Origin of the sequence: Bradyrhizobium commune, assembly GCF_015624505.1 — a bacterium.
Classification (GTDB): Bacteria; Pseudomonadota; Alphaproteobacteria; order Rhizobiales; family Xanthobacteraceae; genus Bradyrhizobium; species Bradyrhizobium commune.
In genome coordinates this window covers 5,264,077-5,287,890 of record NZ_CP061379.1, presented here as the reverse complement: position 1 = coordinate 5,287,890, position 23,814 = coordinate 5,264,077, and the positions used below count along the sequence as shown (strand labels likewise).

Below are 23,814 nucleotides of genomic sequence, written 5' to 3'. Positions count from 1 at the left end.
GGATGGCTCTGACCAGGCTCAAGGAAGGTGGCAACACCTATAGTCCGGAGATGGACGCGCATGAGCGCGCGTCCCGTGACGAGATCAAGGCCTTGCAGACGCAGCGGCTGGCCTGGTCGCTGAAGCACGCCTACGACAATGTCGGGCATTACCGCAAAGCCTTCGACAAGGCTGGCGCGCATCCGTCCGACTTTCGCGAACTGTCCGATCTTGCGAAATTTCCGTTCACGGTGAAGACGGACCTGCGCGACAACTACCCGTTCAACATGTTCGCCGTGCCGCGCGAAAAGCTGGTGCGCGTGCATGCGTCCTCCGGCACGACAGGCAAGCCGATCGTGGTCGGCTATACGCGAGCCGACATCGACACCTGGTCTGAGGTGATGGCGCGCTCGATCCGTGCCGCCGGCGGCCGCACCGGCATGATCATCCACAACGCCTATGGCTATGGCCTCTTCACCGGTGGGCTCGGGGTGCACTACGGCGCGGAAAAGCTCGGCTGCACCGTGGTGCCGATCTCGGGCGGCATGACCGAGCGGCAGGTGCAGCTCATCAACGATTTCCGCCCTGATATCATCACGGTGACGCCGAGCTACATGCTGGCGATCCTCGACGAGTTCAAGCGCCAGAAGCTCGATCCGCGGCAGTGCTCGCTCAAGGTCGGCATCTTCGGGGCCGAGCCCTGGACCAACGCCATGCGCGGCGAGATCGAGGAGGCCTTCGACATGGATGCCACCGACATCTACGGCCTCTCCGAGGTGATCGGCCCCGGCGTCGCGCAGGAATGCATCGAGAGCAAGGACGGCCTGCACATCTGGGAGGATCATTTCTATCCCGAGGTGATTGATCCCGTGACCGGCGCGGTGCTGCCGGATGGCGAGAAGGGCGAGCTGGTCTTCACCTCGCTCACCAAGGAAGCGTTTCCGGTGATCCGCTATCGCACCCGCGATTTGACGCGGCTGCTGCCGGGGACGGCGCGGCCGGGCATGCGGCGGATGGAGAAGGTGACGGGCCGCTCGGACGACATGATCATCCTGCGCGGCGTCAATCTGTTCCCGACCCAGATCGAGGAGGTGCTGCTCGCGACCGACTGGTGCGGCGGCCACTTCATCCTCGAATTGACCCGCGAGGGCCGCATGGACGAATTGACCATCATCGCCGAGGCGCGGCCCGAGAGCTGGGACGGCCGCGGCCTCCTCGACCATGCCGAAGGGATCTCGACCCAGATCAAGAACACGATCGGCATCAGCTCCAACGTCCGGGTGGTCGCCCCCGCCACGCTGGAGCGCTCGCTCGGCAAGGCCAAGCGGCTCTACGACAAGCGGCCCAAGGACTGACTTGACGGATTGACTTGACCGCCCCCAGGGGCGACAAGGCCCGCGAGAAACCGCGGGTCTTTCCATGTCTCCAGCCGATCCCAAAACCGTCGAAGCGCGCTGTGTGCGCCTCACTGCCAAGGCCAAAGACGCCGCTGCGATTGCGCCGGTTGTCGAGCGTCATACGCTCGCGCGCGGTCCGAACGATCTCCTGATCGAGGTCAAGGCCGCGGCCGTCAATCCGTCTGACGTCAAGGCCGCGACCGGGCTGATGCCCTATGCCGTTTTCCCGCGCACGCCAGGCCGCGATTACGCCGGCGTGGTGATCGACGGACCGGCCGGCACGCTCGGCCGGGAGCTGTTCGGCTCCTCCGGCGATCTCGGCATCCGCCGCGACGGCACGCATGCAACCCATCTTGTGGTCGAGGCTGACGCGGTCGTGGAGAAGCCGAAGACCGTGTCGTGGGAGGAGGCCGCCGGCATCGGCGTGCCCTTCGTCACCGCGATGGAAGGCTTTCGTCGCGCCGGCATTCCCAAACCCGGCGAGACTGTTCTTGTGTTCGGCGTCAACGGCAAGGTCGGCCAGGCCGCGGTGCAGATCGCGACCTGGCAGGGCGCCCGTGTCATCGGCGTGGTGCGCAAGGCGGAGGCCTATGAAGGCCACGCCAACGCGCCGGTCGAGGTGATCGATGCGTCCGCCACCGACGTTGCCGCGCACGTGCGCGAAGTGACCGTCGGCAAGGGCGCTGACATCATTTTCAACACCGTGGGCGATCCCTATTTTCAGGCCGCGCACAAGTCACTCGCCTTGCGTGGCCGTCAGATCTTCATTGCCGCGATCGACCGCATCGTCCAGTTCAACATCCTCGAATTCTACCGCGGGCAGCACACCTATGTCGGCATCGACACGCTCGGCCTGTCCTCTGCCGCGACAGGAGATGTGCTGCGCGATCTCGGTCCCGGCTTTGCCAGCGGCCACCTGAAGCCATTCCCGATCAAGCCGAATGCGGTCTATCCGCTCGAGCGCGCCAGGCAGGCCTATGTCGCCGTCGCCGGCTCATCGCGCGACCGGGTGATCCTGAAGCCGTAATACACCCGTCATTCCGGGCGCAGCGAAGCGATCCAGACTGTCGCCGTGGAAAGATTCTGATTGCTTCGCCGCGCTCGCAATGACGGAGAATGGCGAGAGACCTGAGAACAACTGATGGAATCCAGCCAACTCGTCATCCTCGCCGGCTTCGCCATTGGGCTGATCTATGGTGCCGTCGGCCTGCTCAGCGGTTTCTGCCTCATGAGCAGCATGCGCGGCTGGCTCGCGAAGGGCGACGAACGGCTGGTGCGGACCTATGCGCTCGCGATCGCCGTTGCGATTGCCGCGAGCCAGTTCCTCGCCGGAGGTCGCATGGTCGACCTCGGCAAGTCGATCTATTTGCAGCAGAATTTTTCGGTGCCGGTGCTGTTCCTCGGCGGCCTCTTGTTCGGCTACGGCATGGTGCTGTCGAATGGCTGCGGCTCGCGCGCGCTGGTGCTGCTCGGGCGCGGCAATCTCCGCTCCTTCGTCGTCGTGACCGTGCTCGCGATTGCCGCGCAGATGACGCTCAAGGGCCTGATTGCGCCGGCCCGTATTGCGCTGGTTCAGGTCTCGCAGACCGCCGTCAATGCGAATTCGCTACCGTCGCTGCTGGTGACGCTCGGGGCTGGCGAAGCATTTTCGCGCGCGCTCGCCGCGGCCGCGATTGTCGTCGCACTCCTTCTGTTCGCGTTCGCGCATCCGGCATTCCGCCGTTCCCCGGGCCAGATTGCGGCCGGAATGATCGTCGGTCTCCTCGTCGCCGGCGGCTGGTTCGTCACCGGCTATCTCGGCGCCGATGATTTCAATCCGGTGCCGGTGACGTCGCTCACTTTCGTCGCGCCGATTGCGGACACGCTGCAATACGCCATGCTCTCGACCGGCCTGACGCTGAATTTTGGCATCGCGACTGTGGCCGGCGTGTTCGCCGGCAGCCTGGTGACGGCGCTCGCCACGGGCCGCTTCAAGCTCGAAGGTTATTCCTCGCCGCGCCACATGCTGCGTTCAGCGAGCGGCGCGGCGCTGATGGGTATCGGCGGCGTGATGGCGTTCGGCTGCTCGATCGGGCAGGGGCTCACCGGCGTGTCGACGCTGGCGCTGGCGTCGTTCGTCGCGGTCGCCGGCATCCTGTCGGGCACAACGGCAGGCCTTCGCGGCATGCTCCGCGTTCAGCCTCTCGCGACGGCCTGACGGCGCAGCAGCCGGTCGCCCAAAGTCGCCAGGCCAATGCCGGTGACGATCAGTCCGGCCGCAGCCGCCAGACTCATGTCGATGGGCTCACCGAGCAGGATCGCGGCACTGGCGATGCCGACCAGCGGCGTGGCGGTGGTGCCGAGCGACGTCGTCAGCGCCGAGATGCTCTTGTTGACCATCGACATCGCCCAATAGGCCAGCGCTGTTCCGATCAGGCCGGAATACAGAAACAGCAGCACGAGCTTCCACGACCACTGCACGTGCGGCAGGCCATCCACGACCACCGCCGACGCTGTCAGCACGATCGTCGCCACGAGCACCTGCCAGATCAGGAGCTGGAGCGGGGAGGCGATCCAGCGATGCGCGCGGATATAGATGATGTTCGCGGCCCAGGAGATCGCGGCCAGGATCACCATGCCGGCGCCGAGCAGGACGTTCGCATTGGTCCAGTCGATCGATGCCGGGTTCAGGATCACGGCTAGCCCAATCAGCCCGAGCAGGGCGCCGGCGAGCTTTGGCGCCGTCAGCGTGTCTTTCCCGAGCAGAGGCGCGGCGATCGCGACCCAGAGCGGCGTGGTGTAGCCGAGCACGATGGCCTTGCTCGCGGGGAGGAAGCGCACACCGGCCGCAACCAGGACAGAGAACACCGTCATGTGCAACAGCGCCACGCTCAGGACCACCGGAATGTCGCGCCGCTCCGGGATCATCAGATTGTTGCTGAGCCCGAGGATCACGAACAGTCCAGCCAGCGCGATCCAGCTCCGGATCGCCGAAGTCCATAGTGGCGGAAGGAACTGGACCAGTTGCTTCGTGATCGACCAGTTCACACCCCAGGCCAAGACGACGATCAGGAAGAGGCCGACGGCTGTGCGGGGAGACAGGGGAGAGTTCATTGCAAGGTCCTTGAAGCAGTCCGATGCTGCGGATAGCATCCCGAATGGCTCCTGAAAAAGCGCCAGATCGAGAAGGAATAAGGTGCCAGTTTCGGACGACACGATCGCCGGGCTGATCGAGCTGAAGCGATCAGGCGAGCACGGGCTGACGGCGCAGTTGACGAGCCAGCTCAGGGGCCTGATCGGAAGTGGCCGTATCGGCAGGGGCCGCGCGTTGCCGTCGAGCCGGCAGCTCGCGAGCGATCTCGGCGTGTCCCGCAACACCGTCACCTATGCCTTTGAGCAGCTCGCCGCCGAAGGATATCTGGTGGCGTCGCACGGGCGGCGGCCGGTGGCGATGGCTGATGGCGGCGACGCTGTCCAGGGAGCGGGCGCCGCGAAGCCGCAGGCACGCGCGACCAGGCCGCGGCTGTCGCCGTGGGCCGCGAAGCTCACGCAGACCGACTGGCCAATGTCCTATCAGGCGCCGCTGCGGCCGCTGCGCCCGGGGCATGGCGATGCCAGGGAGTTTCCGAACGAGGTCTGGGCGCGCTGCCTGCGCCGCAGCGCGGTGCGGGCGGCACGGCGCGAGCTCGGCCCGGTCAACCGGCCGCGGCTGCGCGAGGTGTTGGCGCATTATCTCGCGACCAGCAGGGGTGTCCGCGCCACCGCCGACCAGATCATGATTTTGCCGAGCGCGCAGGCCGCGCTGACCCTGATTGCGGCGACCGTCATCTCGCGCGGTGATGACGTCTGGGTCGAGGATCCCGGCTATCCCGGTGCTGCCGCCGCCTTCCATGCGACCGGCGCGCGCGTGACCGGCGTGCGGCTGGACGAGCAGGGCATGCAACGGATGCCGAAAGCCGCGCCGCCAGCGCTGATGTTCATGACGCCGACGCATCAGCATCCCACCGGACGGTTGATGTCGCTTGCCCGCCGCACCGAACTTCTCAGCCTGAGCCGGCCCGGCAAGACCTGGATCGTGGAGGACGACTATGATGGCGAATTTCATTATGACAGCCGGCCGGTGCCGGCCTTGCAGGGGCTCGATGTCCATGGACGCGTGTTCTATGTCGGCACCTTCTCGAAGGCGATGACGTCGGATATCCGGCTCGGCTATCTCGTCGTGCCGCCGGCGATGGTCGCTACGCTCGAAATTGCGCAGCGGCATATCGGGCTGATCGCCTCCAGCCACATCCAGGACGCGCTCGCCGAGTTCATCGCCGATGGCCAATTTCTTGCGCATATAAGGCGGATGCGGCGACTCTATCACGCGCGGCGCGACCACCTCGTCGAGGGACTGCGACGCCATCTCGGCGAGGTGCTTTCGGTCGAAGTCCCCACCGGCGGTATCCAGCTCGTCGCGCGCCTCAGGCGCGGCACCGCAGATCAGGCCGCGGTGAAGCGGCTTATCGCGGCGGGGGTCGAGACGCGCGCCTTGTCCAGTCTGGCGCTCGGAAAACCGTGCGATCACGGCTTGCTGCTCGGCTTTGCAGCCTGGCGCGAGAGCGAGATCAGCGCGGCGGTGCGAACGATGGCGTCATGCTTCTAGTCCGGGAGTCTTGGCGCGAAACCAGATTTCGCCGCCGGCGACCGTTGGCAGCGCCATGTCGCCTCGCGCGGGAAGAACGCGGACGATTTCGGAATAATAGCATTCTACCCCTGTTTTGCCCGACGAGTCAAACTGCCTCGCGGTTGCCCGCACAAGCTGTTGATTCTTCTATCACCGCTACTGTGCATGGGGTTGTTTTCGCGTTTTTGTTGGACGGGGCCCAATAGGCGCTAGCCCACCGCCTTCGTCACGATGCGGATCTCCGACGTCAATGTCCGGTGCACCGGACATTTGTCGGCGATCTCCATCAGCCTCTTGCGCTGGTCGGCGTCGAGCGCGCCCTCCATCGCGATGTCGCGCTCGATCTGGTCGAGCATGCCCTCTTTCGTCTCGCACTCCTCGCAATCCCTGGCATAGATCTTGGAATGCTTCAGCGTGACCGTGACGCGGTCGAGCGGCAGCGACTTGCGGTCGGCATAGAGCCGCATCGTCATGGACGTGCAGGCACCTAAGCCGGCGAGCAGGAAATCGTAGGGCCCGGGGCCGGCATCCTCGCCACCGGCTGCGACCGGCTCGTCCGCCACGAGGCGGTGCGGCCCGACCGAGATGATCTGGTTGAACTTGCTCTTGCGGGTCTCCTGCACGATGACCCGCCGCGGCGCTTCCGACGAATCGGTTGTCGTCGCCGGCTTTGCTGCATCGACGTAGCGGCTCGCCCAGGCGGTAATGACATCGGCGGCATAGAGCGCGTCGGCCGGCCTGGTCAGGAGATGATCGGCATGGTCGAGCGAGACAAAGCTCTTGGGGTGCTTGGCCGCAACGAAAATCCTGGTCGCGTTGTCGATGCCGACGGTGTCGTCGACCGGCGAATGCATCACCAGCAGTGCCTTGTGCAGGCCGGTGACATCCTTGATCAGCTCGTGCTCGACGATGTCGTCGAGGAATTCGCGCTTGATCCGGAATGGCCGTCCGGCAAGCGACACTTCCACCTCGCCCTGCGCGCGGATCGCGTCGACATGCTCCCTAAACAGGCCGGTCACGTGGGCGGGATCGGATGGCGCTGCGATTGTCACGATGGCCTTCGCTTCCGGAATCTTGCCGGCCGTAGCCAGGATCGCGGCGCCGCCAAGGCTGTGACCGATCAGGATCGACGGCGCCTTGCGGGTCGTGCGCAGATGATCGGCCGCGTGCACGAGATCGGCGACGTTGGAGGAGAACGTCGAATTGGCGAAATCGCCCTCGCTGGAGCCGAGCCCGGTAAAATCGAAGCGCAGCACCGCGATGCGCCTCGCCGCGAGCGCGACCGAGATGCGTTTGGCCGCCAGCGTGTCCTTGCCGCACGTGAAGCAATGCGCGAACAGCGCGTAGGCCAAAGGCTCGCCGTCCGGCAGCTCCAGCGCGGCCGCGAGCTGATGACCGCCTTCGCCGGTGAATTGGAAGCGTTCTGTCGGCATGGGCCTCCCCCGTTTGCGTTTTGAAACCTAGTCGCCTGAATAGCGCTGCTCGGCCCAGGGATCACCGCGGTTATGATAGCCGCGGACCTCCCAAAAGCCCGGCGCATCCTCAGTCACGAATTCGATCGCCTGGAGCCATTTGGCGCTCTTCCAGAAATACAGGTGCGGCACGACGAGCCGCACCGGGCCGCCATGCTCGTCCGACAGCGGCTCACCCGACCAGCTATGGGCAAGCAGCGCGTCCTCGGCGGCAAAGTCGTCCAGCGCGAGGTTGGTGGTGTAGCCGTCGTAGGAATGCAGCACCACGAAGCGCGCATCCTCGCGCGGCTGGCAGGCGGCCAGCAGCTCGCGTGTCGCGAGCCCTTCCCACTGGTTGTCGTAGCGCGACCAGGTCGTCACGCAGTGGATGTCGGACGTGAACTGCGCCTGCTTCTGTGCGGCGAACTCCGCATAGGTCCAGAACAGGGGATTTTCGATCGCGCCATAGACATCGAGCCGCCAGCGCTCGCGCGACACCGGCGGCACGACGCCGAGATCGAGCACCGGCCAATCCTTGGTGAGGTGCTGCCCGGGCGGCAGACGCTGGTCCTCCGGGCGCGTGACCTTGCCGGTGAGGAAACGGCCCTCACGCGCCCACTTCTCCTTGGTGCGCGTCAGCTTGCTGTCGGATGGCGTCTCGTCGGCCATGATCTGCTCGAAAATGAGTTACTCGTGTCGATGCATCGCGGAGGCGTGCTTGGTATCGCGCATGGTGGAATAAATGATCAGCGACAGGCAGATGACGCCGGCGAGATAATAGTAGAACCACTCCTCGTGCCCGATGCTCTTGAAATAGAGCGCGATCGCCGGCGCCGTGCCGCCGAAGATCGAGACCGTGATCGCATAGGGCAGGCCGACGCCCAGCGCGCGGACATTGGTCGGGAACAGCTCGGCCTTCACCACCGCGTTGATCGAGGTGTAACCGGCGACGAACAGCCAGGCGGCGCAGATCAGGATGAACGCCGTGAACGGCGACTTGGTCTCCTTCAGCGTCATCAGCAGCGGCACGGTCGCGAGCGTGCCGGCGATGCCGAAGAAAATCAAAAGCGGCTTGCGTCCGATCTTGTCGGAGATCGCGCCATAGATCGGCTGGAGGATGGTCGCGAAGATCAGCGTGCCGAAGATCACGAAAGTGGTCTGGTCCTCGGTCAGCCCGACCGAGAGCTTGACGAAGGTCTGCATGTAGGTGGTGAAGGTGTAGAATGCGGCCGTGCCGCCGGCGGTGAGGCCGACCACCAGCAAAAGCTCGCGCGGATATTGCAGCAGGTTGGTGATCGAGCCGGTCGGCTTGACGATCTTCTTGGCCTCCTCGAACGCCTCGGTCTCATGCAGGCCACGCCGCATCACCGCAGCGAAGATCGCAAGCCCCGCGCCGATCGCGAACGGGATGCGCCAGCCCCAGGCCCTCAATTCCTCGGGCGTGAGGAAGACCTTTTGCAGGAGCAGCAGCACGATGATCGCGGTGAGCTGGCCGCCGATCAGGGTGACGTATTGGAAGCTCGAATAAAAGCCGCGATGCTTGGGATCGGCGACCTCGCTCAGATAAGTGGCGCTGGCGCCGTACTCACCGCCGAGGCTGAGGCCCTCGATGACGCGAGCGAGCGCCAGGATCACCGGCGCGGCGAAGCCGATCGTGGCGAAGGTCGGCGTCAGCGCGATGATCAGCGAGCCGAAGCACATGAAGACGACCGACAGCGTCAGCGAGATGCGTCGGCCGAAATGATCCGCGATATAGCCGAACAGCCAGCCGCCGAGCGGGCGCATCAGGAATGTTGCCGCGAATACCACGGCGACGTTCAATTGCTGCACCACGGGATCGTTGCCCGGGAAGAAGGCCGGCGCAAAATACAGCGCGAACGCTGTATAGGCGTAGAAGTCATACCACTCGACGAGATTGCCGATCGAGCCGATGAAGATCGCCTTGATCCGCCGTTCGGCGTCGGCGATGTCGAAGTGCTCGGAGGCCGGTTTGGTTGCTTGCTCAGTCACGTCCGGCCTCCCAGAAATCTTTCTCTGGGAGCCTACATCGCCCTTCCCAGCAAAAATGGCAACTGGCGGGGGCCTCTGACCGTGCCCTGCGACCAGGTCACGGTACCGGCTGGGTCGAGCCGGAAGTCCGGAATCCGCTTCAGCCATTCCTCCAGCGCAACCTGCATCTCCATCCGCGCGAGGTTGGAACCAACGCAGCGGTGGATGCCGAGGCCGAAGGCGGCGTGGCGGTTCTCCCGCCGGTCGATCACGACTTTGTCAGCGTCCGGAAACATCTTGGGGTCGCGGTTGGCGGCCGGGAATGACAGCAGCACCATGTTGCCCGCCTTGACCGGACAGCCCGAGACCGTGGTCTCCTTCACCACCTCGCGTGCCATCGTCACCGGCGAATAGGCCCGCAGCAGTTCCTCGACAGCCGTCGGGATTAGCGCGGGCTCGGCGATCAGGCGCTCGCGGTCGGCCGGCGTGCGGGCGAGATGCCAGAGCGAGGAGCCGATCGCGCTCCAGGTGGTGTCGATGCCGGCGATCAGCAGCAGGCGCAGCGAGCCCAGCACATGGGACTCCTCCAGCGGCTGACCTTCCTTGTCCTTGGCATTCATCAAATAGGAGATGAGATCGTCGGTCGGCTTCGATCGACGCGCCTCGATATGCGTCCTGAAATAGGCGCTCATCTCCTGCACGGCCTGGAGCAGCTTGGTCTCGTCCTTGATGCCGAGCTCCAGGATCATGTGGATCCAGTTGATGAAGAGATCGCTGTCGCTCTCGGGAATGCCGAGCATGTGGGCGATCGCCTGAACCGGAATGTATTTGCTGTAGCGCGCTGCGGCGTCGACCTTGCCATCCGCAATGAATCCGTCGATCAGCTCGTTGCAGATCGCGCGCATCCGCGGCTCGAGCTTCTTCATCGCATCCGGCGTGAACGGCGGCAGCAGCAATTGCTTGGCCGGTTTGTGCACAGGCGGATCTGAGGTGATCGGCGGGGCCGCGTTTCGGGCGACTTCGGGCCGGACATCGCGGACGATGATCCGACGCGAGGAGAAATGCTCGGTGTCGTTGGCGATCTCGCGCACCGCCTCATAGGTGGTCGGCATGTAGCAGCCGAGGAAGCGCTCGGTGTGCACGACCGGGCTCGTGGCGCGCAATTCCTCCCAGATCGGGAACGGATCATCCGTCCATTGCGGATCAGTGTGGTCGAAATCGTTGACCCAGTCGGTGACAGGCGGATGGGCGGCGGGTTGGCTGACGTCGGACATGGCAGGCGAAACCTAGGGCTGGTGTTTGCTGAAATCAAACGCAAGCGTGTACGGACAAAGTCGCGCTACTCCTCGATCACATCGATTGCGATTTCCGGACAATTGGACCTGGCGAGCCAGGCCTTGTCCTCGAGGCCCGGTGGAACAATGCCGTCGCCGGCCTCATGGGCGTTGCCGTATTCGTCGAGCTCGAACAGCTCCGGCGCCAGCGCCTTGCAGCGCGCGTGGCCCTGGCATTTGTCGGGATCGACGCGAACCCTCAGTCGCTCTGTCATGGCGGCTTCCTCGGTCGTGTGCGCGCGGTCGGCAAGACGTCGCGCGTTCCTCTGGTCAAATTTATCGGCGGCATTCGCCGCGACTTTAAGTTATAGTCTATTACATTCGCGGTAGGCTTCCCCTGTCAAGCGCAAACTTATAGGCTCCGGGCAACATGCGTTCACAATTGGCCCGGAAGCCGCAAAAATCCTACCACCACGGCGATCTTCGCGACGCCTTGATCAAGGCCGCATTGCGCGAGGCGGAGCAGGGCGGAGTGGAGGCGATCAGCATCAAGGCGCTGGCGAAACAGCTCGGTGTTTCGCAGCCGGCGCCATACCGGCATTTCGCCGATCGCGAGGCGCTGCTTGCGGCCGTGACGGCGGAGGCGTTCCGGCAGCTCAGTGCAATCCTGCGCGAGGCCATGGCAAAGCCGTCGCAGCAATCAAAGCTGTCGCGTCTCGCGCAGGCGACGCTCGATTTCGGCCTGCGCCGCAACGGCATCTACCGACTGATGTTTGCCTCCCGCACGGTCTCCTGCGCCGCGAAAGGCAGCGAGCTGCACGAGGCGACCCGCGAGACCTTTGCGCTCGTGATCGAGGCGCTGGAAGTGCCGGCCGTGGGCTTTTTGCGCGAACGGCACGCGCTCAAGATCTGGGCGGCGCTGCATGGTGTGGTGACGCTGGCCGAGCAGGGCCTGTTCACCGGCGAGGCCGCACATGCCTCGCGCGAGGAGCTGGTCGAGGATTTCGTCACCGAGACGAAGATCGCGCTCGCGACCGCGATCAAGGACGCGCGCCGTAAGGCGAAGACCCGCGTCTAAGCCTTCGCTGCGAGCAGCTTCATCAACTTTTGCACGGCGCTGTCTGGCGTCGTCACGACACGACGGCCGGTAACCTCCGCAACCATCGGCGCCGTGGCCGCGATGCTGAACTGTGCGAGCGCAACAACGTCGCAATCGCGCAAATCGCGTGAGGCTTCCGCGATCAACCGGTCATGCGTGGCGCGGTCGCCGCGGTCTAGCGCGGCTAGCGCGCCCTCGGCGAGTTTCGGTACGACCTGGACCGAGGTCGGAAATTCCGGCGGCATCGAGGCCAGCGTCGGTGGAAAGGTCGAGAGCAGGCCGATCCGCTTGCCCATCGTCACCGCCTGCTCGATCATCGCCTCGTTCGGCTTCAGCACCGGCATTGGCGCATGCGCGGCCGCGACCGCCTCGATGCAGGGGCCGAAGGCCGAGCAGGTGAACAGGATCGCGTCCGCTCCCGTTGCCGTCACATAGTCGCCGAGCGCAAGGAAGCGCTCGGTCATGGTGTCGTTGAGCGCGCCGTCGCGCGCCAGATCCGCCGACAGGCTGTCATCGAGCAGATTCATCAGCCGCGCCTCCGGCCACGTCTTTGCAAACGCCGCCTCGATCGGGGCGATGGAATGCTTGAGGGCGTGGATCAGGGCGATGCGCATCGATATCTCTTCTCCCTCTCCCCGTTCTTACGGAGAGAGGGCTGGGGTGAGGGGCTCTTTACTTGAACGGCACTGCGTACATCAAGCCGCCCTTGCTCCAGAGGCCGTTGAGGCCGCGCTCGAGCTTGAGCGGACTTGCCTTGCCGACGTTACGCTCGAAGATTTCGCCGTAATTGCCGGTGGCCTTGATCGCCGTGACCAGCCATTTGTTGTCGAGCCCGAGCCGTGAGCCGAGATCGCCGGAGGCGCCCAGCAGCCGCTGGATCGCGGGCGTCTGCGACTTCGTCATCTCGTCGACATTGGCTTGGGTGACGCCGAGCTCTTCGGCCTCGATCAGGCCGTAATGCAGCCAGGTGATGATGTCGCTCCAGACCTCGTCACCGTTGCGGGTGAAGGGCCCGAGCGGCTCCTTGCTGATGGTCTGTGGCAGCACGACGTAATCGGCCGGGTTCGGTGCCGCGGTGGTCACCGCACCGGCGAGCGCGGAGGCGTCCTGGGTCATGGCGTCGCAGCGGCCGCCGAAGAAGGTCTGGTACATGGTGTCGACCCGGTCGAACACCAGCGGCTTCCAGTCGATGCCGTTGGCGCGGCCGTAATCGCCGAGCGTGACCTCATGCGTGGTGCCTTGTGCGACGCAGACGGTGGCGCCTTTGAGGTCCTTCAGCTCCTTCACGCCGAGATCTTTCTTCACGACAAAACCCTGGCCGTCGTAGAAGTTGATCGGACCCTGCCGCAGGCCCAGCGTGACGCCGCGCAAGTACGTCTGCGTCGAGTTGCGGTAGAGCACGTCGATCTCGCCGGATTGCAGCGCGGTGAAGCGGTTCTGCGCCGTCAGCGAGACGTAGCGCACCTTGTTGGGGTCGCCGAGCACACCGGCCGCGAGCGCGCGGCAATAGTCGACGTCGAGGCCCTTGTAATTGCCTTGCGAGTCTGGCGCGGAGAAGCCGGCGAAGCCCGCACTGACGCCGCACACTAGTGTGCCGCGGCTCTTGACCGTGTCGAGCGTCGCCGCCTGCGCGACCGCCGCCGATGCTGCGAGCACGCCCGCTGCGATAACCATTGTCCTCATATGACTCTCCCCTCAGTGATGGACACTACGCAATACGTTGTCGACGGCCGTGCCGAGCTTGTCGACGATCAGGTCGATTTCGGCGGCAGACGCGATATAGGGCGGCGCCAGCAGCACGTGGTCGCCGCGGACGCCGTCCACGGTGCCTCCGCCGGGATAGCAGCCGAGCCCGTTGGCGAACGCCTCTGCCTTGATCTTCTGGTTGAGCTTGAGCGCCGGATCGAACGAGGTGCGGCTGGCGCGATCGGCGACGAGCTCGATCGCCCAGAACAGGCCGCGCCCACGGATGTCGCCGACATGGCGGTGATTGCCAAACCGCTCGGTCAGGCGCTGTTCGAGCTGCCTGCCGCGCTCCTTGACTTGGTCGAGCAGGCCGTCCTCACGGATGACGTTTTGCACGGCGAGCGCGGCCGCGCAGGCGAGGGGATGGGCGAGATAAGTGTGGCCGTGCTGGAACGCACCAGATCCGGCACGGATGGTATCGATGATCTTGCCGCTCGCGAGCATCGCGCCGATCGGCTGATAGCCGCCGCCGAGCCCCTTTGCGATCGCCTGGATGTCGGGCGCGACGCCCTCCTGCTGCCAGGCATGCGTCGTCCCGGTACGGCCCATGCCGCACATGACCTCGTCGAGGATGAGCAGCGCACCGTGCCGGTCGCAGATCTCACGCACGGCTTTGAAATAGTCGTCGGGCGAGGCCACAGCTCCCGCAGTCGCGCCGACGACGGGCTCTGCGAGGAACGCAGCGACCGTATTCGGGCCGAGCCGCTGGAACTCGGCTTCGAGCTCAGCCGCGAGCCGTGCCACGAACTGCGCATCCGACTCACCCTCGTGCTTCTCGTGATAGGCAAAGGCAGGCGTGACGTGGCTGAACGCCTCGGACAGCAGTGGCGCATACGGCGCACGTCGCCACGCGTTACCCCCGGCGGCCAACGCGCCGAGCGTATTGCCGTGATAGCTCTGCCGCCGCGCGATGAAGTGCTGCCGTTGCGGTTCGCCGCGCTCGATGAAATATTGCCGTGCGATCTTGATGCTGGCCTCGATCGCCTCCGATCCGCCGCTGACGAAATAGGCGTAGGCGAGACCGCCGGGCTCATGTCCGACCAGTGTTTCGGCAAGCCGCTCCGCCGGTTCGGAGGAGAAAAAGGCGGTGTGGGCATAAGCAAGGGTCGAAGCCTGCTTGGCCATCGCCGCGATCACGCGCGGATGCTGGTGACCGAGGCAGGAGACTGCGGCGCCGCCGGAAGCGTCGATCACGCGGCGCCCGTCCTCGGCAAAGAGATAGACGCCTTCACCGCCGATCGCCTTGGGCGGCGTCTCGCGCAGCGAACGATGCAGCACGCGGCTGGTGCTCATGGGTCAACCTTTCTCTGAGACGTAGGTGGAGGCTGCGGCGAGCCGCTCCTCGGTATCCTGGAGGCGCTTCTTTGCAGCGGTACCGCCAAGTGAGAACGTCACCGCCGCGAGCGACTGCGCGATCGCGAGCGCGCCGGTGAGGCTCGGGAAGAAACCGGGCGAGGAAGCCGCTTCGAACAGCAGCACGTGGTCGGCGCCCTCGGCCATCGGAGCTGCGACGCTGTCTGCAATCGCGACCAGCGTCGCGCCGGCGCGATAGGCGGCCTGTGCGACGCGGACGCTGGCGTTGGTATAGGGCATGAAGCCGATGACGATGACGGCCTCGCCGGCGCGAAACGCACCGAGATCGAGATCGTCAGGGCCCGACGCGCCGACGATCTGCACCTGTTCGGGACGGAACAACCGTAGCTCGTAATTCAGCAATTCAGCGACGCCGCGGCAGCTGCGATAGCCGGTGATCCAGATCCGCCTGGCCTCGTGCAGCGCGCGGGCCGCCTCCGCGATCGCATGGGCGGAGATGCGCGGGAGGCCGGTGGCCTCGGCTTCGAGCTTGTCGGTGATCAGCGCGACATCGGCATTCGGACCGTGGCGGCGGCCTTTGGCGCGGCCTGAGAAGGGCGATGTCTGCGACGGCCGCCGCGCCTCGGTCAGCGCCGCGCGCAATTCGTCCCAGCCGGAATAGCCGATCGCCTTTGCAAGCCGTGTGAACGCGGCCGGATCGGCGCCGGCCTCGGCGGCGAGATCGCGCATCGAACGGGTCGTAGCGTCGTAATCATTGGCTGCGACGAAACGTCCAACCTCCTGCAACCGCATCGGAAGCGATGGCAACGCGATGCGCAGTTCGCTCAGGGGTGAGGATTTCGCCGGCTCGGCCATGAAACATTTGTTGCATAGATCATGATTTGGTGCAACAGTTGATGCGCGCCGCCGGAAATCGCTGTTTTCAGGAAGGATTTTTGTGCTGTGACATCGGATGATCCCAGGCCGCCGCCGCACCTCAGCTTCTTTGCCACGTTCGGGCGCAACGGATTGAAGGGCCTGTTTTGGCAGGTGCTGGTGGTCGGGGTTGCGCTCGCGGTGATCGCCTTCCTCTGGTCCAACACCGTCACCAATTTGTCAGCGCGGCGCATCACCACCGGCTTTGCCTTCCTCGGCCGCGAGGCCGGGATGCCAATCGCCGACAGCCTGCTCGCGTACAATCCGAGAGACACCTACCTCTGGGCTTTCGTCGTCGGCATCGCCAACACGCTGCGCGTGGCAGTGATCGGCATCGTGCTCGCAACTATCCTGGGCACGCTGATCGGAATCTCGCGACTGTCGGCCAACTGGCTCTTGTCGCGCCTCGCCGCCGTCTATGTCGAAGTGCTGCGGGATATCCCGCTGCTGCTCCAGCTTCTGTTCTGGTACGTGCTGATGCAGGCGCTGCCGGCGGCGCGCGCGGCGTGGCGGCCGGTCGAGGGCGTCTTCCTCTCCAATCGCGGCCTGATCCTGCCGGCGATCCCGATCGGGCCGCCGCAGCTCTGGGTGCTCGGCGCCGCCGTGCTGGGCCTGGCCGCCTTTTATGTGATCCGGCAGTGGCTGATCGGGCAGCAGATGCGCGACGGCAAGCCGCGGCCGGCCTGGCCGTTTGCGCTTGGTCTCATTGTCGTGCTGCCGGCGGCGGTGTCGTTGCGACTTGGCGTGTCCTGGGCCATCGAGTGGCCTGAGCTGCGCGGCTTCAACTTCGTCGGCGGGTTGACGCTGGCGCCGGAATATTTTGCGCTGCTGATCGCGCTTGTGACCTACACTTCCGCCTTCATTGCCGAGATCGTGCGTAGCGGTATCCAGTCGGTGCCGCGCGGTCAGTGGGATGCCGCCAGCGCGCTCGGCTTGCGCCGCAGCTTCATGCTGCGGCAGATCATTTTGCCGCAGGCGCTGCGCGTCATCGTGCCGCCGATGACGAGCCAGTATCTCAACCTCACCAAGAACTCATCGCTCGCGGTCGCGATCGGCTACCAGGACGTGGTCTCGGTCGCCAACACCACGCTGAACCAGACCGGGCAGGCGATCGAGGCGATCGCGCTGATCATGGCGGTGTTCTTGACCATCAGCCTCGGCATCAGCTTCTTCATGAACTGGTACAACGCGCGTATCGCGCTGGCGGAGCGCTGAGCATGACGGCGATCACTGACATGCCGGACGTGCCGCGCGCCGCCCGACGCCCGCAAATCGGCAATCCGGTGCTACGCTGGCTGCGCACCAATCTGTTCTCGTCGATCCCCAACGGTATCCTTACGGTGGTCCTGCTGGCGGTGCTAGGGAAGGGGGGCATCAGCTTCGTGCAATGGGGTATCGCCAATGCGGTCTGGCTCGCGCCGGCCAACGATTCCAGCGGCTGCAAGGCGGTACGCGGCCTCGGCGCCTGTTGGGCCATCATCCCCGAAAAGTACCGCTTCATCCTGTTCGGCACCTATCCGTTCGACGAGCAGTGGCGGCCGGCATTGTCGGTGCTGCTGTTCATCGTGCTGTTCTATCTCTCGACCCGCCGTGCCTTCTGGCGGCGCGAGCTCGCCTATCTCTGGATCGGCGCGCTCGCGCTGATCAGCGTGCTGATGTGGGGCGGCGTGTTCGGGCTCTCCTTCGTCTCACAGGATCGCTGGGGCGGCTTGCCGGTGACGCTGATCCTGGCGACGTTCGGATTGGCCTTCGGCTTCCCGCTCGGCATCCTCGTTGCACTCGGCCGGCGTTCGAAGCTGCCGGCGATCCGTTCGCTCTCGGTGCTCTATGTCGAGCTGATCCGCGGCGTGCCGCTGGTCAGCCTGTTGTTCATGGCGAGCGTGATGTTTCCGCTGTTCATGCCGAGCGGTTTCAATATCGACAAGCTCCTGCGCGCGCAGATTGCGATCATCCTGTTCGCCGGCGCTTATTTGGCGGAGGTCGTTCGCGCCGGGCTGCAGGCGGTGCCGCGCGGGCAATATGAGGCGGCCGATGCGCTGGGGCTGTCCTATTGGCGCAAACACCGGCTGGTCGTGCTGCCGCAGGCGATCCGCCACGTCATCCCGCCGCTGGTCAACACCTTCATCGCCTTCTTCAAGGACACCAGTCTGGTGCTGATCATCGGCATCTTCGACCTGCTGACCACGGCCAAGACCGCGATCATCGATCCCGGCTGGCAGCAGTTCTCGGTCGAGGTCTACATCTTCGTCGCCGCGATCTATTTTGCGTTCTGCTTTGCGATGTCGCGGTACAGCCGCAGCCTGGAGGCGACGAGCGGGAGGTGAGGTTTTGCCTTACTTCTTCACCCGCGGATCGATCGGCGTCGTCCCACCCAGGCCCAGAATATCTTCGAGCACCTTCGCCCCCGCAATCACCTGCGCATCCGCGCGCGGCGCGCCGACGACCTGAACGCCGACGGGCAGGCCTGAGGCCGTGAAACCGCAGGGCAGCGACAGCGACGGGCAGCAGGCGAGCGTGATGGCATAGACGATGCCGAGCCATTCGACGTAATTCTCGAACCTCTTGCCGGTGCATTCGGCGACGTAGCGGTTCTCGATCGGGAAGGGCGGCACGATCGTGGTAGGCACCAGCAGGAGATCGTAGGGTTTGAAGAACTCGATGGCGCGCGCGGTCATGCCGACGCGCTGCGCTTCGGCGCGCGCGAGCTGGTCGACGGTCAGCTTGAGGCCCTCCTCGATGTTCCAGATCACTTCGGGCTTCAACAGGTCGCGCTTGGTGCGCAGGAGATTGGCCTTGGTGATCGCGAAATCGAAGGCGCGCAGCACGTGGAAGCATTCATGCGCCTCGCGCCAGTCCGGATGCGCCTCCTCGACGATGGCGCCGGCCTCCGCGAAACGTTCGGCTGCCTTGCGCGTGATCGCCTTGACCTCGGGATCAACTGGCGTGATGCCGAGATCGGGCGAATAGGCGATGCGCTTCGGCTTCCCGCCCGAACGGGCTGCCGACAGGAACGAGGTTGGAGGCGTCGGCAGCGACAGCGGATCGTCTGCATAGTCGCCGCTCATGGCATCGAGCAGCAGTGCGAGGTCCTCGACATTGCGCGCCATCGGTCCGACGACGCCGAGATTGCGATCGATACCCGATTTGGGGGTGCGTGCGACGCGACCGATACTCGGCCGCATGCCGACGACGCCGCAGAAAGCCGCGGGGCTGCGCAAGGAGCCGCCCATGTCGGAGCCCTGGGCTAGCCAGGCCATGCCGGTGGCGAGCGCCGCGGCGGCGCCGCCGGAGGAGCCGGCCGCTGATTTCCTCGTATCCCAGGGATTGAGAGTTGCACCGAACACTTCGTTGAAGGTGTTGGCGCCGGCGCCGAATTCCGGCGTGTTCGACTTGGCGTAAACCACCGCGCCGTTGGCCTCGAGGTGCTCGACCATGAGGTCGGATTTCGTGGGGATGTTATCCCTGAAGATCGGCGAGCCCTGCGTGGTCAGCACGCCGGCAACGTCAGTGAGATCCTTGATCGGCACCGGCAGGCCCGCGAGCAGCCCGCGCGCGCCGGCTGGCTTCTGCATCAGCGCTTTCGCATGGGTGCGCGCGCGATCGAAGCACAGCGTCGGCAGCGCGTTGACCTTGCCGTCGACCTCGGCAATGCGCTTCTCCACCACGTCCAGCAGCTCGAGTGGAGAAATGTCGCCGGAGCGCAGCTTATCGACGACGGTGCAAGCCGTTTCGCGGATCAACTCTTGAGACAAGTACTCTACTCCTAAGGCTTACTTGCTTTTCGCTCGCAATGACGAGGATAGACTTTAACCCCACCCAGCACTGATGCCGCCATCCACCGTATAGATCACGCCCGACGTATAGCCGGCGCGATCCGACGCCAGGAACGCCATGAGGTCACCGATCTCGCGCGCATGCGCGGGGCGGCCGAGCGGCAGGCCTTTCTGGAATTCCCTGTAGCGGCTCTCGTCGCCGAACTGGTGCTTTGCGCGGGTCTTGAGGAGCGTGACGTGGCGGTCGGTGCCGACCGGGCCAGGATTGATGCCGACCACGCGGACGTTGTCAGCGAGGCTTTTTCCCCCGAGCGCGCGGGTGAAGGCCATCAGCGCGGCATTGCCGGCGCTGCCGCAGATGTAATTGGCGTCGAACTTTTCGCCGGCAGCACCGATGTCGTTGACGATGACGCCGCCGCCCTTGGCCTTCATCTGCGCGTAGATCTGCCGCGTCAGGTTGATGTAGCCGAACACTTTCAGTTCCCAGGCGTGCCGCCAGGTCGCCTCGTCGATCTTGTCGACCGAGCCGCCGGGGATGTCGCCGGCGTTGTTGACGAGGACGTCGATGTCGGCGGCTTCCTTGGCGAGCCGCGTGATGTCCTCGGCCTTGCGCAGGTCGACGACGCTCGTGGCGGCATCGATCTGATGCGCGGAACGCAGGCGGTCGGCCAGCGCCTTGAGCTGGTCGCCACTGCGGGCGGCGAGCAGGAGGTGAGCGCCTTCCTCGGCAAACGCCTCGGCAGCGGCTGCGCCGATGCCCTTGGACGCGCCCGTGATCAGGACGCGCTTGCCACGCAGATGCAGATCCATGGGGGTACTCGCAGGATGGGAACAGGATGAAATCAGTAGGCGCTCGGCCGCGCCATGGTCAACATTGCAGTGCAGCGTTGCACTGCCGCCGAGTTTGGTCCATTGCAGTGCGGTCAAAAAGGCGGCGGCTGCCGGACCAACAAGGGACGTTCTCGATGAGCAAGAAGCAATACCGGATCGCAGTCATCCCCGGCGACGGCATCGGCAAGGAAGTGATGCCGGAGGGCCTGCGCGTTTTGGAGGCGGCCGCGAAGAAGCACGGGGTCGCCTTGCATTTTGATCATTTCGACTTCTCGTCTTACGACTACTACGCGAAGCACGGCCAGATGATGCCGGACGACTGGAAGGAGAAGATCGGCAAGCACGACGCGATCTACTTCGGCGCGGTCGGCTGGCCGGCCAAGATTCCGGACCACATCTCGCTGTGGGGCTCGCTGATCAAGTTCCGCCGCGAGTTCGACCAGTACGTGAACCTGCGCCCCGTGCGGTTGATGCCCGGCGTGCCGTCGCCGCTTGCGGGCCGCAAGCCCGGCGACATCGATTTCTGGGTGGTGCGCGAGAACACCGAAGGCGAATATTCCTCCGTCGGCGGCCGCATGTTCCCGGACACCGACCGCGAGTTCGTGACGCAGCAGACGGTGATGACCCGCACCGGCGTCGACCGTATTCTGAAGTTCGCCTTCGAGCTCGCCCAGTCGCGGCCGAAGAAGCATCTGACCTCGGCGACCAAGTCCAACGGTATCTCCATCACCATGCCCTATTGGGACGAGCGCGTGGAGGCGATGGCCAAGAAGTTTCCGGGCGTGAAGTGGGACAAGTACCACATCGACATTCTCACTGCGAACTTCGTGCTGCACCCGGACTGGTTCGATGTCGTGGTCGGCTCCAATCTGTTCGGTGACATCCTGTCCGATCTCGGCCCTGCCTGCACCGGCACCATCGGCATCGCGCCGTCAGGCAACATCAACCCCGAAGGCGATTTCCCCTCGGTGTTCGAGCCGGTGCACGGCTCGGCGCCGGACATCGCGGGGCAGGGCATCGCCAATCCGATCGGTGCGATCTGGTCGGGCGCGATGATGTTCGAGCATCTCGGCGAGAAGGAAGCGGGTCGCTCGATCGTCGACGCGATCGAACGCACGCTCGCCGAACGCACGCTGCGCACCAAGGATCTCGGCGGCAACGCCGACACCACAGCCTGCGGCAAGGCGGTCGCGGACATGGTGGACTAGGCGGCCAAGCAAAAAGCGTGAAAACAACCCCATGCACAGTAGCGGGGACAACGGAATCAGGGACTTGCGCTGGCAGCCGGCGAGGCGGATTGACTTGTCGGGCAAAACAGGGGCATAATGCGATTATTCCGAAATCGCGGCGCGCTCGTCTTCTTTCCTTGCGGAGAGAGGGTGGCGAGCATCCGCAGCTCCGATCAGCCCGCGATCTTCTCGATCGCGGCCTGATCCAGCCCAAACTTCTTCCCGGCCTCCAGAATATCCTGCCAAGTGGTCGGATCAACCGGAATGCCTTCGACAAGGCGCTTCGTCTTGGTCTCGCGCTCGGGTTCGCCGGCGATCTTGATCTTGTCGACACCGGGGCCGGGCGGCGAGCCGGTGTGCCAGGCAACAAAACTCTCGACTTCGCGCGCGAGGTTCTCGCCGGTGCCGAGCTTGCCGGGATCGATGACGATCGAAAGCATGCCGTTGAGGACGTTGTACTTGCCGTCGGATGGGCCCTTGACCACCTGTCCGCCGGAGAGCGCGCCGCCGAGGATTTCGCACACCAGCGCGAGCCCTGAACCCTTGTGCTCGCCGAACGGCAGGATGGCGCCGTACGGCGGGATCACGGTGTAGCGCGGGTTGACGGTGGGCTCGCCTTCATTGTCGATGATGGTGCCGGGCTCGAGCGCGTCACCCTTGTTGTGGGCGACGCGGGTCTTGCCTTGCGCGATCCTGCTGGTGGCGAAGTCGAGCACGATCGGGTCCTTGCCCCTGCGCGGGATGCCGACGCAGAACGGGTTGGTACCGTGACGCGCATCGCTGCCGCCCCAGGGCGCCACGATCGGGCGCGAGATCACATTGACGAAGTGGATCGAGACCAGCCCGTGGTCGATGCACTGCTCGGCCCAATGGCCGATGCGGCCGATGTGGTGCGCGTTGGAGAGGCCGACCAGACAGACGCCGTTGCTCTTGGCGCGCTCCGCCGCCAGCTCCATCGCTTCATGGCCGATCACCTGGCCATAGCCGATGAGGCCGTCGAGGGTGAGAAGCGGGCCGGTGTCGAGCACGATCTTGACGTGCTGGTTCACGGCGAGGCCGCCGTTGGTGACGCTCTGGACATAGCGCGGGATCATGCCGACGCCGTGCGAGTCATGTCCTTTGAGATTGGCCTCGACGAGGTTGGTCGATACGAGCTCGGCTTCGCGGTCGGCGGATCCGCCCGCCTTGACGATAGCGCGGACGACATTGGTGAGCGGCTCTGCCTTGATGGTGCGATAATCGGCCATTGTCGTTGCTCTTATCCTTTCACGATCCGGCGGCAGTGGACCAGGGCCGCTTCAATCAGGTTCTCGCTGGCTTCCGGCGTTCGGAAGGCCGAATGCGCCGACAGTGTCACGTTCGGCAGCTTGGTCAGCGGATGATCGACGGGCAGCGGCTCGATGTTGAAGACATCGAGACCGGCATGGCGAATGTGGCCCGATTTCAGCGCGTCGATCATCGCTTGCTCGTCGACGACCGCGGCGCGCGCGGTGTTGATGAGAATGACGCCGGGCTTCATCGCAAAAATCTTCTCGCGCGTGATCATGCCACGGGTTTCGTCGTTGAGCAGCAAATGCAGCGACACCACGTCGCTCTTCGCCAGCAACGTGTCGAGATCGGTGAATTCCACGCCCGGAAAACTCTTCGGCGAGCGATTCCAGGCGATTACCTTCATGCCGCTGCCAGACGCGATACGCGCGACCTCGGCTGCGATGCCGCCGAAGCCGATCAGGCCGAGCGTCTTGCCGGTGAGCTGCATGCCGTCCTCGCGCAGCCAGAAGCCCGCGCGCATCTCGCGATCCATCATCGCGATGACGCGGGCCGAGGCCCACATCAGCGCGATCGCGGATTCGGCGACAGCCGTGTCGCCATAACCCTTGATCAGGTGCACGGAGATGCCGAGCTCGGCGAGCTCTTCCGGATTCATGTAGCTGCGCGCGCCGGTGCCGAGGAACACGACGTGCTTGAGGCCCGTGCAATTCCTCGCGACTTCGGTCGGCAGCGCGGTGTGGTCGACGATCGCGATCTCGGCGCCGTCGAGGATCTCGGGATATTGCTCCGGCTTGATGTCGGGATCCCTGTGGATCCGCACCTTGGGATCGCCCGGCTTCTCCAGCCGCTCCATGATCAATGCGAGCGCTTCATTGGCGTCGACGAAAACTCCGCGCATGT

General features: G+C 64.9%; 22 protein-coding genes. 8 read left to right on the top strand and 14 right to left on the bottom strand.

The features are described from left to right. Window positions 1-2: 2 nt before the first annotated feature. From paaK to IC761_RS24895, 3 genes are all read left to right on the top strand, one after another. Window positions 3-1,334 carry a phenylacetate--CoA ligase PaaK gene (gene paaK, locus IC761_RS24905; RefSeq protein WP_195799333.1) on the top strand — a complete coding sequence of 444 codons (1,332 nt, stop codon included), beginning with the start codon at window positions 3-5 and terminating at the stop codon, window positions 1,332-1,334. Window positions 1,335-1,398: 64 nt separating this feature from the next. Further along, entirely contained in the window at window positions 1,399-2,403 is a 1,005-nt protein-coding gene (locus IC761_RS24900) for a quinone oxidoreductase family protein (RefSeq protein WP_195799332.1), read from the top strand. Between the two features lie 114 nt (window positions 2,404-2,517). Next, window positions 2,518-3,573: a YeeE/YedE family protein gene (locus IC761_RS24895; RefSeq protein ID WP_195799331.1), complete on the top strand. Its 1,056-nt coding sequence runs from the start codon at window positions 2,518-2,520 to the stop codon at window positions 3,571-3,573. On the opposite strand, the gene IC761_RS24890 is transcribed toward IC761_RS24895, so the two are convergent. Then, the gene (locus IC761_RS24890; protein WP_195799330.1) at window positions 3,552-4,469 is read right to left on the bottom strand and encodes a DMT family transporter; all 918 of its coding nucleotides are present in this window, start codon (window positions 4,467-4,469) and stop codon (window positions 3,552-3,554) included. The genes IC761_RS24895 and IC761_RS24890 overlap by 22 nt on opposite strands. 82 nt (window positions 4,470-4,551) lie before the next feature. On the opposite strand from IC761_RS24890, the gene pdxR reads away from it, so the two are divergent. Next, on the top strand, window positions 4,552-6,000 hold the full coding sequence (gene pdxR / locus IC761_RS24885) for a MocR-like pyridoxine biosynthesis transcription factor PdxR (RefSeq protein WP_195799329.1): 1,449 nt from the start codon (window positions 4,552-4,554) through the stop codon (window positions 5,998-6,000). A gap of 230 nt (window positions 6,001-6,230) precedes the next feature. On the opposite strand, the gene IC761_RS24880 is transcribed toward pdxR, so the two are convergent. From IC761_RS24880 to IC761_RS24860, 5 genes are all read right to left on the bottom strand, one after another. Then, on the bottom strand, window positions 6,231-7,454 hold the full coding sequence (locus IC761_RS24880; RefSeq protein ID WP_195799328.1) for a bifunctional alpha/beta hydrolase/OsmC family protein: 1,224 nt from the start codon (window positions 7,452-7,454) through the stop codon (window positions 6,231-6,233). Window positions 7,455-7,481: 27 nt separating this feature from the next. Continuing rightward, the gene (locus tag IC761_RS24875; protein ID WP_195799327.1) at window positions 7,482-8,141 is read right to left on the bottom strand and encodes a sulfite oxidase-like oxidoreductase; all 660 of its coding nucleotides are present in this window, start codon (window positions 8,139-8,141) and stop codon (window positions 7,482-7,484) included. Between the two features lie 18 nt (window positions 8,142-8,159). Beyond that, window positions 8,160-9,482: an MFS transporter gene (locus IC761_RS24870; protein WP_195799326.1), complete on the bottom strand. Its 1,323-nt coding sequence runs from the start codon at window positions 9,480-9,482 to the stop codon at window positions 8,160-8,162. Between the two features lie 32 nt (window positions 9,483-9,514). Then, window positions 9,515-10,735: a cytochrome P450 gene (locus tag IC761_RS24865; protein WP_195799325.1), complete on the bottom strand. Its 1,221-nt coding sequence runs from the start codon at window positions 10,733-10,735 to the stop codon at window positions 9,515-9,517. Window positions 10,736-10,800: 65 nt separating this feature from the next. After that, window positions 10,801-11,010, bottom strand: a complete 210-nt coding sequence (locus IC761_RS24860; RefSeq protein WP_195799324.1) for a ferredoxin — start codon at window positions 11,008-11,010, stop codon at window positions 10,801-10,803. A gap of 155 nt (window positions 11,011-11,165) precedes the next feature. Here IC761_RS24860 and IC761_RS24855 point away from each other — a divergent pair, with 155 nt between their 5' ends. Then, complete coding sequence (locus IC761_RS24855; protein ID WP_195799323.1) at window positions 11,166-11,813, top strand: TetR/AcrR family transcriptional regulator; 648 nt, start codon at window positions 11,166-11,168, stop codon at window positions 11,811-11,813. Here the strand turns inward: IC761_RS24855 and IC761_RS24850 are convergent. Genes IC761_RS24850 through IC761_RS24835 form a run of 4 tightly spaced genes read right to left on the bottom strand, consistent with a single transcriptional unit; the run spans window position 11,810 to window position 15,749 of the window. Then, window positions 11,810-12,448, bottom strand: coding sequence for an aspartate/glutamate racemase family protein (locus IC761_RS24850; RefSeq protein ID WP_195799322.1), 639 nt, complete (start codon window positions 12,446-12,448; stop codon window positions 11,810-11,812). The genes IC761_RS24855 and IC761_RS24850 overlap by 4 nt on opposite strands. Window positions 12,449-12,506: 58 nt before the next feature. Beyond that, entirely contained in the window at window positions 12,507-13,517 is a 1,011-nt protein-coding gene (locus IC761_RS24845) for an amino acid ABC transporter substrate-binding protein (RefSeq protein WP_195799321.1), read from the bottom strand. 12 nt (window positions 13,518-13,529) lie between these two features. Then, complete coding sequence (locus IC761_RS24840; RefSeq protein ID WP_195799320.1) at window positions 13,530-14,873, bottom strand: aspartate aminotransferase family protein; 1,344 nt, start codon at window positions 14,871-14,873, stop codon at window positions 13,530-13,532. Between the two features lie 3 nt (window positions 14,874-14,876). After that, window positions 14,877-15,749, bottom strand: coding sequence for a MurR/RpiR family transcriptional regulator (locus IC761_RS24835; RefSeq protein WP_195799319.1), 873 nt, complete (start codon window positions 15,747-15,749; stop codon window positions 14,877-14,879). Window positions 15,750-15,836: 87 nt separating this feature from the next. Between IC761_RS24835 and IC761_RS24830 the strand changes: the two genes are divergently transcribed. Then, window positions 15,837-17,024, top strand: a complete 1,188-nt coding sequence (locus IC761_RS24830; RefSeq protein WP_195799318.1) for an amino acid ABC transporter permease — start codon at window positions 15,837-15,839, stop codon at window positions 17,022-17,024. Window positions 17,025-17,026: 2 nt separating this feature from the next. Further along, the gene (locus tag IC761_RS24825; protein WP_195799317.1) at window positions 17,027-18,133 is read left to right on the top strand and encodes an amino acid ABC transporter permease; all 1,107 of its coding nucleotides are present in this window, start codon (window positions 17,027-17,029) and stop codon (window positions 18,131-18,133) included. A 9-nt stretch (window positions 18,134-18,142) separates the two neighbouring features. Here the strand turns inward: IC761_RS24825 and IC761_RS24820 are convergent, their stop codons facing one another. After that, window positions 18,143-19,561: an amidase gene (locus IC761_RS24820; RefSeq protein WP_195799316.1), complete on the bottom strand. Its 1,419-nt coding sequence runs from the start codon at window positions 19,559-19,561 to the stop codon at window positions 18,143-18,145. Between the two features lie 54 nt (window positions 19,562-19,615). Further along, on the bottom strand, window positions 19,616-20,392 hold the full coding sequence (locus IC761_RS24815) for an SDR family oxidoreductase (RefSeq protein ID WP_195799315.1): 777 nt from the start codon (window positions 20,390-20,392) through the stop codon (window positions 19,616-19,618). A gap of 155 nt (window positions 20,393-20,547) precedes the next feature. Here IC761_RS24815 and IC761_RS24810 point away from each other — a divergent pair, with 155 nt between their 5' ends. Further along, window positions 20,548-21,621 (top strand): tartrate dehydrogenase, encoded by a 1,074-nt coding sequence (locus IC761_RS24810; protein WP_195799314.1) that lies wholly within the window; start codon window positions 20,548-20,550, stop codon window positions 21,619-21,621. A 194-nt stretch (window positions 21,622-21,815) separates the two neighbouring features. On the opposite strand, the gene IC761_RS24805 is transcribed toward IC761_RS24810, so the two are convergent. Beyond that, window positions 21,816-22,889: a malate/lactate/ureidoglycolate dehydrogenase gene (locus tag IC761_RS24805; protein ID WP_195799313.1), complete on the bottom strand. Its 1,074-nt coding sequence runs from the start codon at window positions 22,887-22,889 to the stop codon at window positions 21,816-21,818. A gap of 11 nt (window positions 22,890-22,900) precedes the next feature. Further along, window positions 22,901-23,812, bottom strand: coding sequence for an NAD(P)-dependent oxidoreductase (locus IC761_RS24800; RefSeq protein WP_195799312.1), 912 nt, complete (start codon window positions 23,810-23,812; stop codon window positions 22,901-22,903). Window positions 23,813-23,814 lie beyond the last annotated feature (2 nt).

What these genes read in the sequence shown, in the direction of transcription:
- paaK (WP_195799333.1), top strand. Translation starts at nt 3, where the DNA reads ATGGCTCTGACCAGGCTCAAGGAAGGTGGCAACACCTATAGTCCGGAG.
- IC761_RS24900 (WP_195799332.1), top strand. Translation starts at nt 1,399, where the DNA reads ATGTCTCCAGCCGATCCCAAAACCGTCGAAGCGCGCTGTGTGCGCCTC.
- IC761_RS24895 (WP_195799331.1), top strand. Translation starts at nt 2,518, where the DNA reads ATGGAATCCAGCCAACTCGTCATCCTCGCCGGCTTCGCCATTGGGCTG.
- IC761_RS24890 (WP_195799330.1), bottom strand. Translation starts at nt 4,469, where the DNA reads ATGAACTCTCCCCTGTCTCCCCGCACAGCCGTCGGCCTCTTCCTGATC.
- IC761_RS24880 (WP_195799328.1), bottom strand. Translation starts at nt 7,454, where the DNA reads ATGCCGACAGAACGCTTCCAATTCACCGGCGAAGGCGGTCATCAGCTC.
- IC761_RS24875 (WP_195799327.1), bottom strand. Translation starts at nt 8,141, where the DNA reads ATGGCCGACGAGACGCCATCCGACAGCAAGCTGACGCGCACCAAGGAG.
- IC761_RS24865 (WP_195799325.1), bottom strand. Translation starts at nt 10,735, where the DNA reads ATGTCCGACGTCAGCCAACCCGCCGCCCATCCGCCTGTCACCGACTGG.
- IC761_RS24860 (WP_195799324.1), bottom strand. Translation starts at nt 11,010, where the DNA reads ATGACAGAGCGACTGAGGGTTCGCGTCGATCCCGACAAATGCCAGGGC.
- IC761_RS24855 (WP_195799323.1), top strand. Translation starts at nt 11,166, where the DNA reads ATGCGTTCACAATTGGCCCGGAAGCCGCAAAAATCCTACCACCACGGC.
- IC761_RS24850 (WP_195799322.1), bottom strand. Translation starts at nt 12,448, where the DNA reads ATGCGCATCGCCCTGATCCACGCCCTCAAGCATTCCATCGCCCCGATC.
- IC761_RS24845 (WP_195799321.1), bottom strand. Translation starts at nt 13,517, where the DNA reads ATGAGGACAATGGTTATCGCAGCGGGCGTGCTCGCAGCATCGGCGGCG.
- IC761_RS24840 (WP_195799320.1), bottom strand. Translation starts at nt 14,873, where the DNA reads ATGAGCACCAGCCGCGTGCTGCATCGTTCGCTGCGCGAGACGCCGCCC.
- IC761_RS24835 (WP_195799319.1), bottom strand. Translation starts at nt 15,749, where the DNA reads ATGGCCGAGCCGGCGAAATCCTCACCCCTGAGCGAACTGCGCATCGCG.
- IC761_RS24825 (WP_195799317.1), top strand. Translation starts at nt 17,027, where the DNA reads ATGACGGCGATCACTGACATGCCGGACGTGCCGCGCGCCGCCCGACGC.
- IC761_RS24815 (WP_195799315.1), bottom strand. Translation starts at nt 20,392, where the DNA reads ATGGATCTGCATCTGCGTGGCAAGCGCGTCCTGATCACGGGCGCGTCC.
- IC761_RS24810 (WP_195799314.1), top strand. Translation starts at nt 20,548, where the DNA reads ATGAGCAAGAAGCAATACCGGATCGCAGTCATCCCCGGCGACGGCATC.
- IC761_RS24805 (WP_195799313.1), bottom strand. Translation starts at nt 22,889, where the DNA reads ATGGCCGATTATCGCACCATCAAGGCAGAGCCGCTCACCAATGTCGTC.
- IC761_RS24800 (WP_195799312.1), bottom strand. Translation starts at nt 23,812, where the DNA reads ATGCGCGGAGTTTTCGTCGACGCCAATGAAGCGCTCGCATTGATCATG.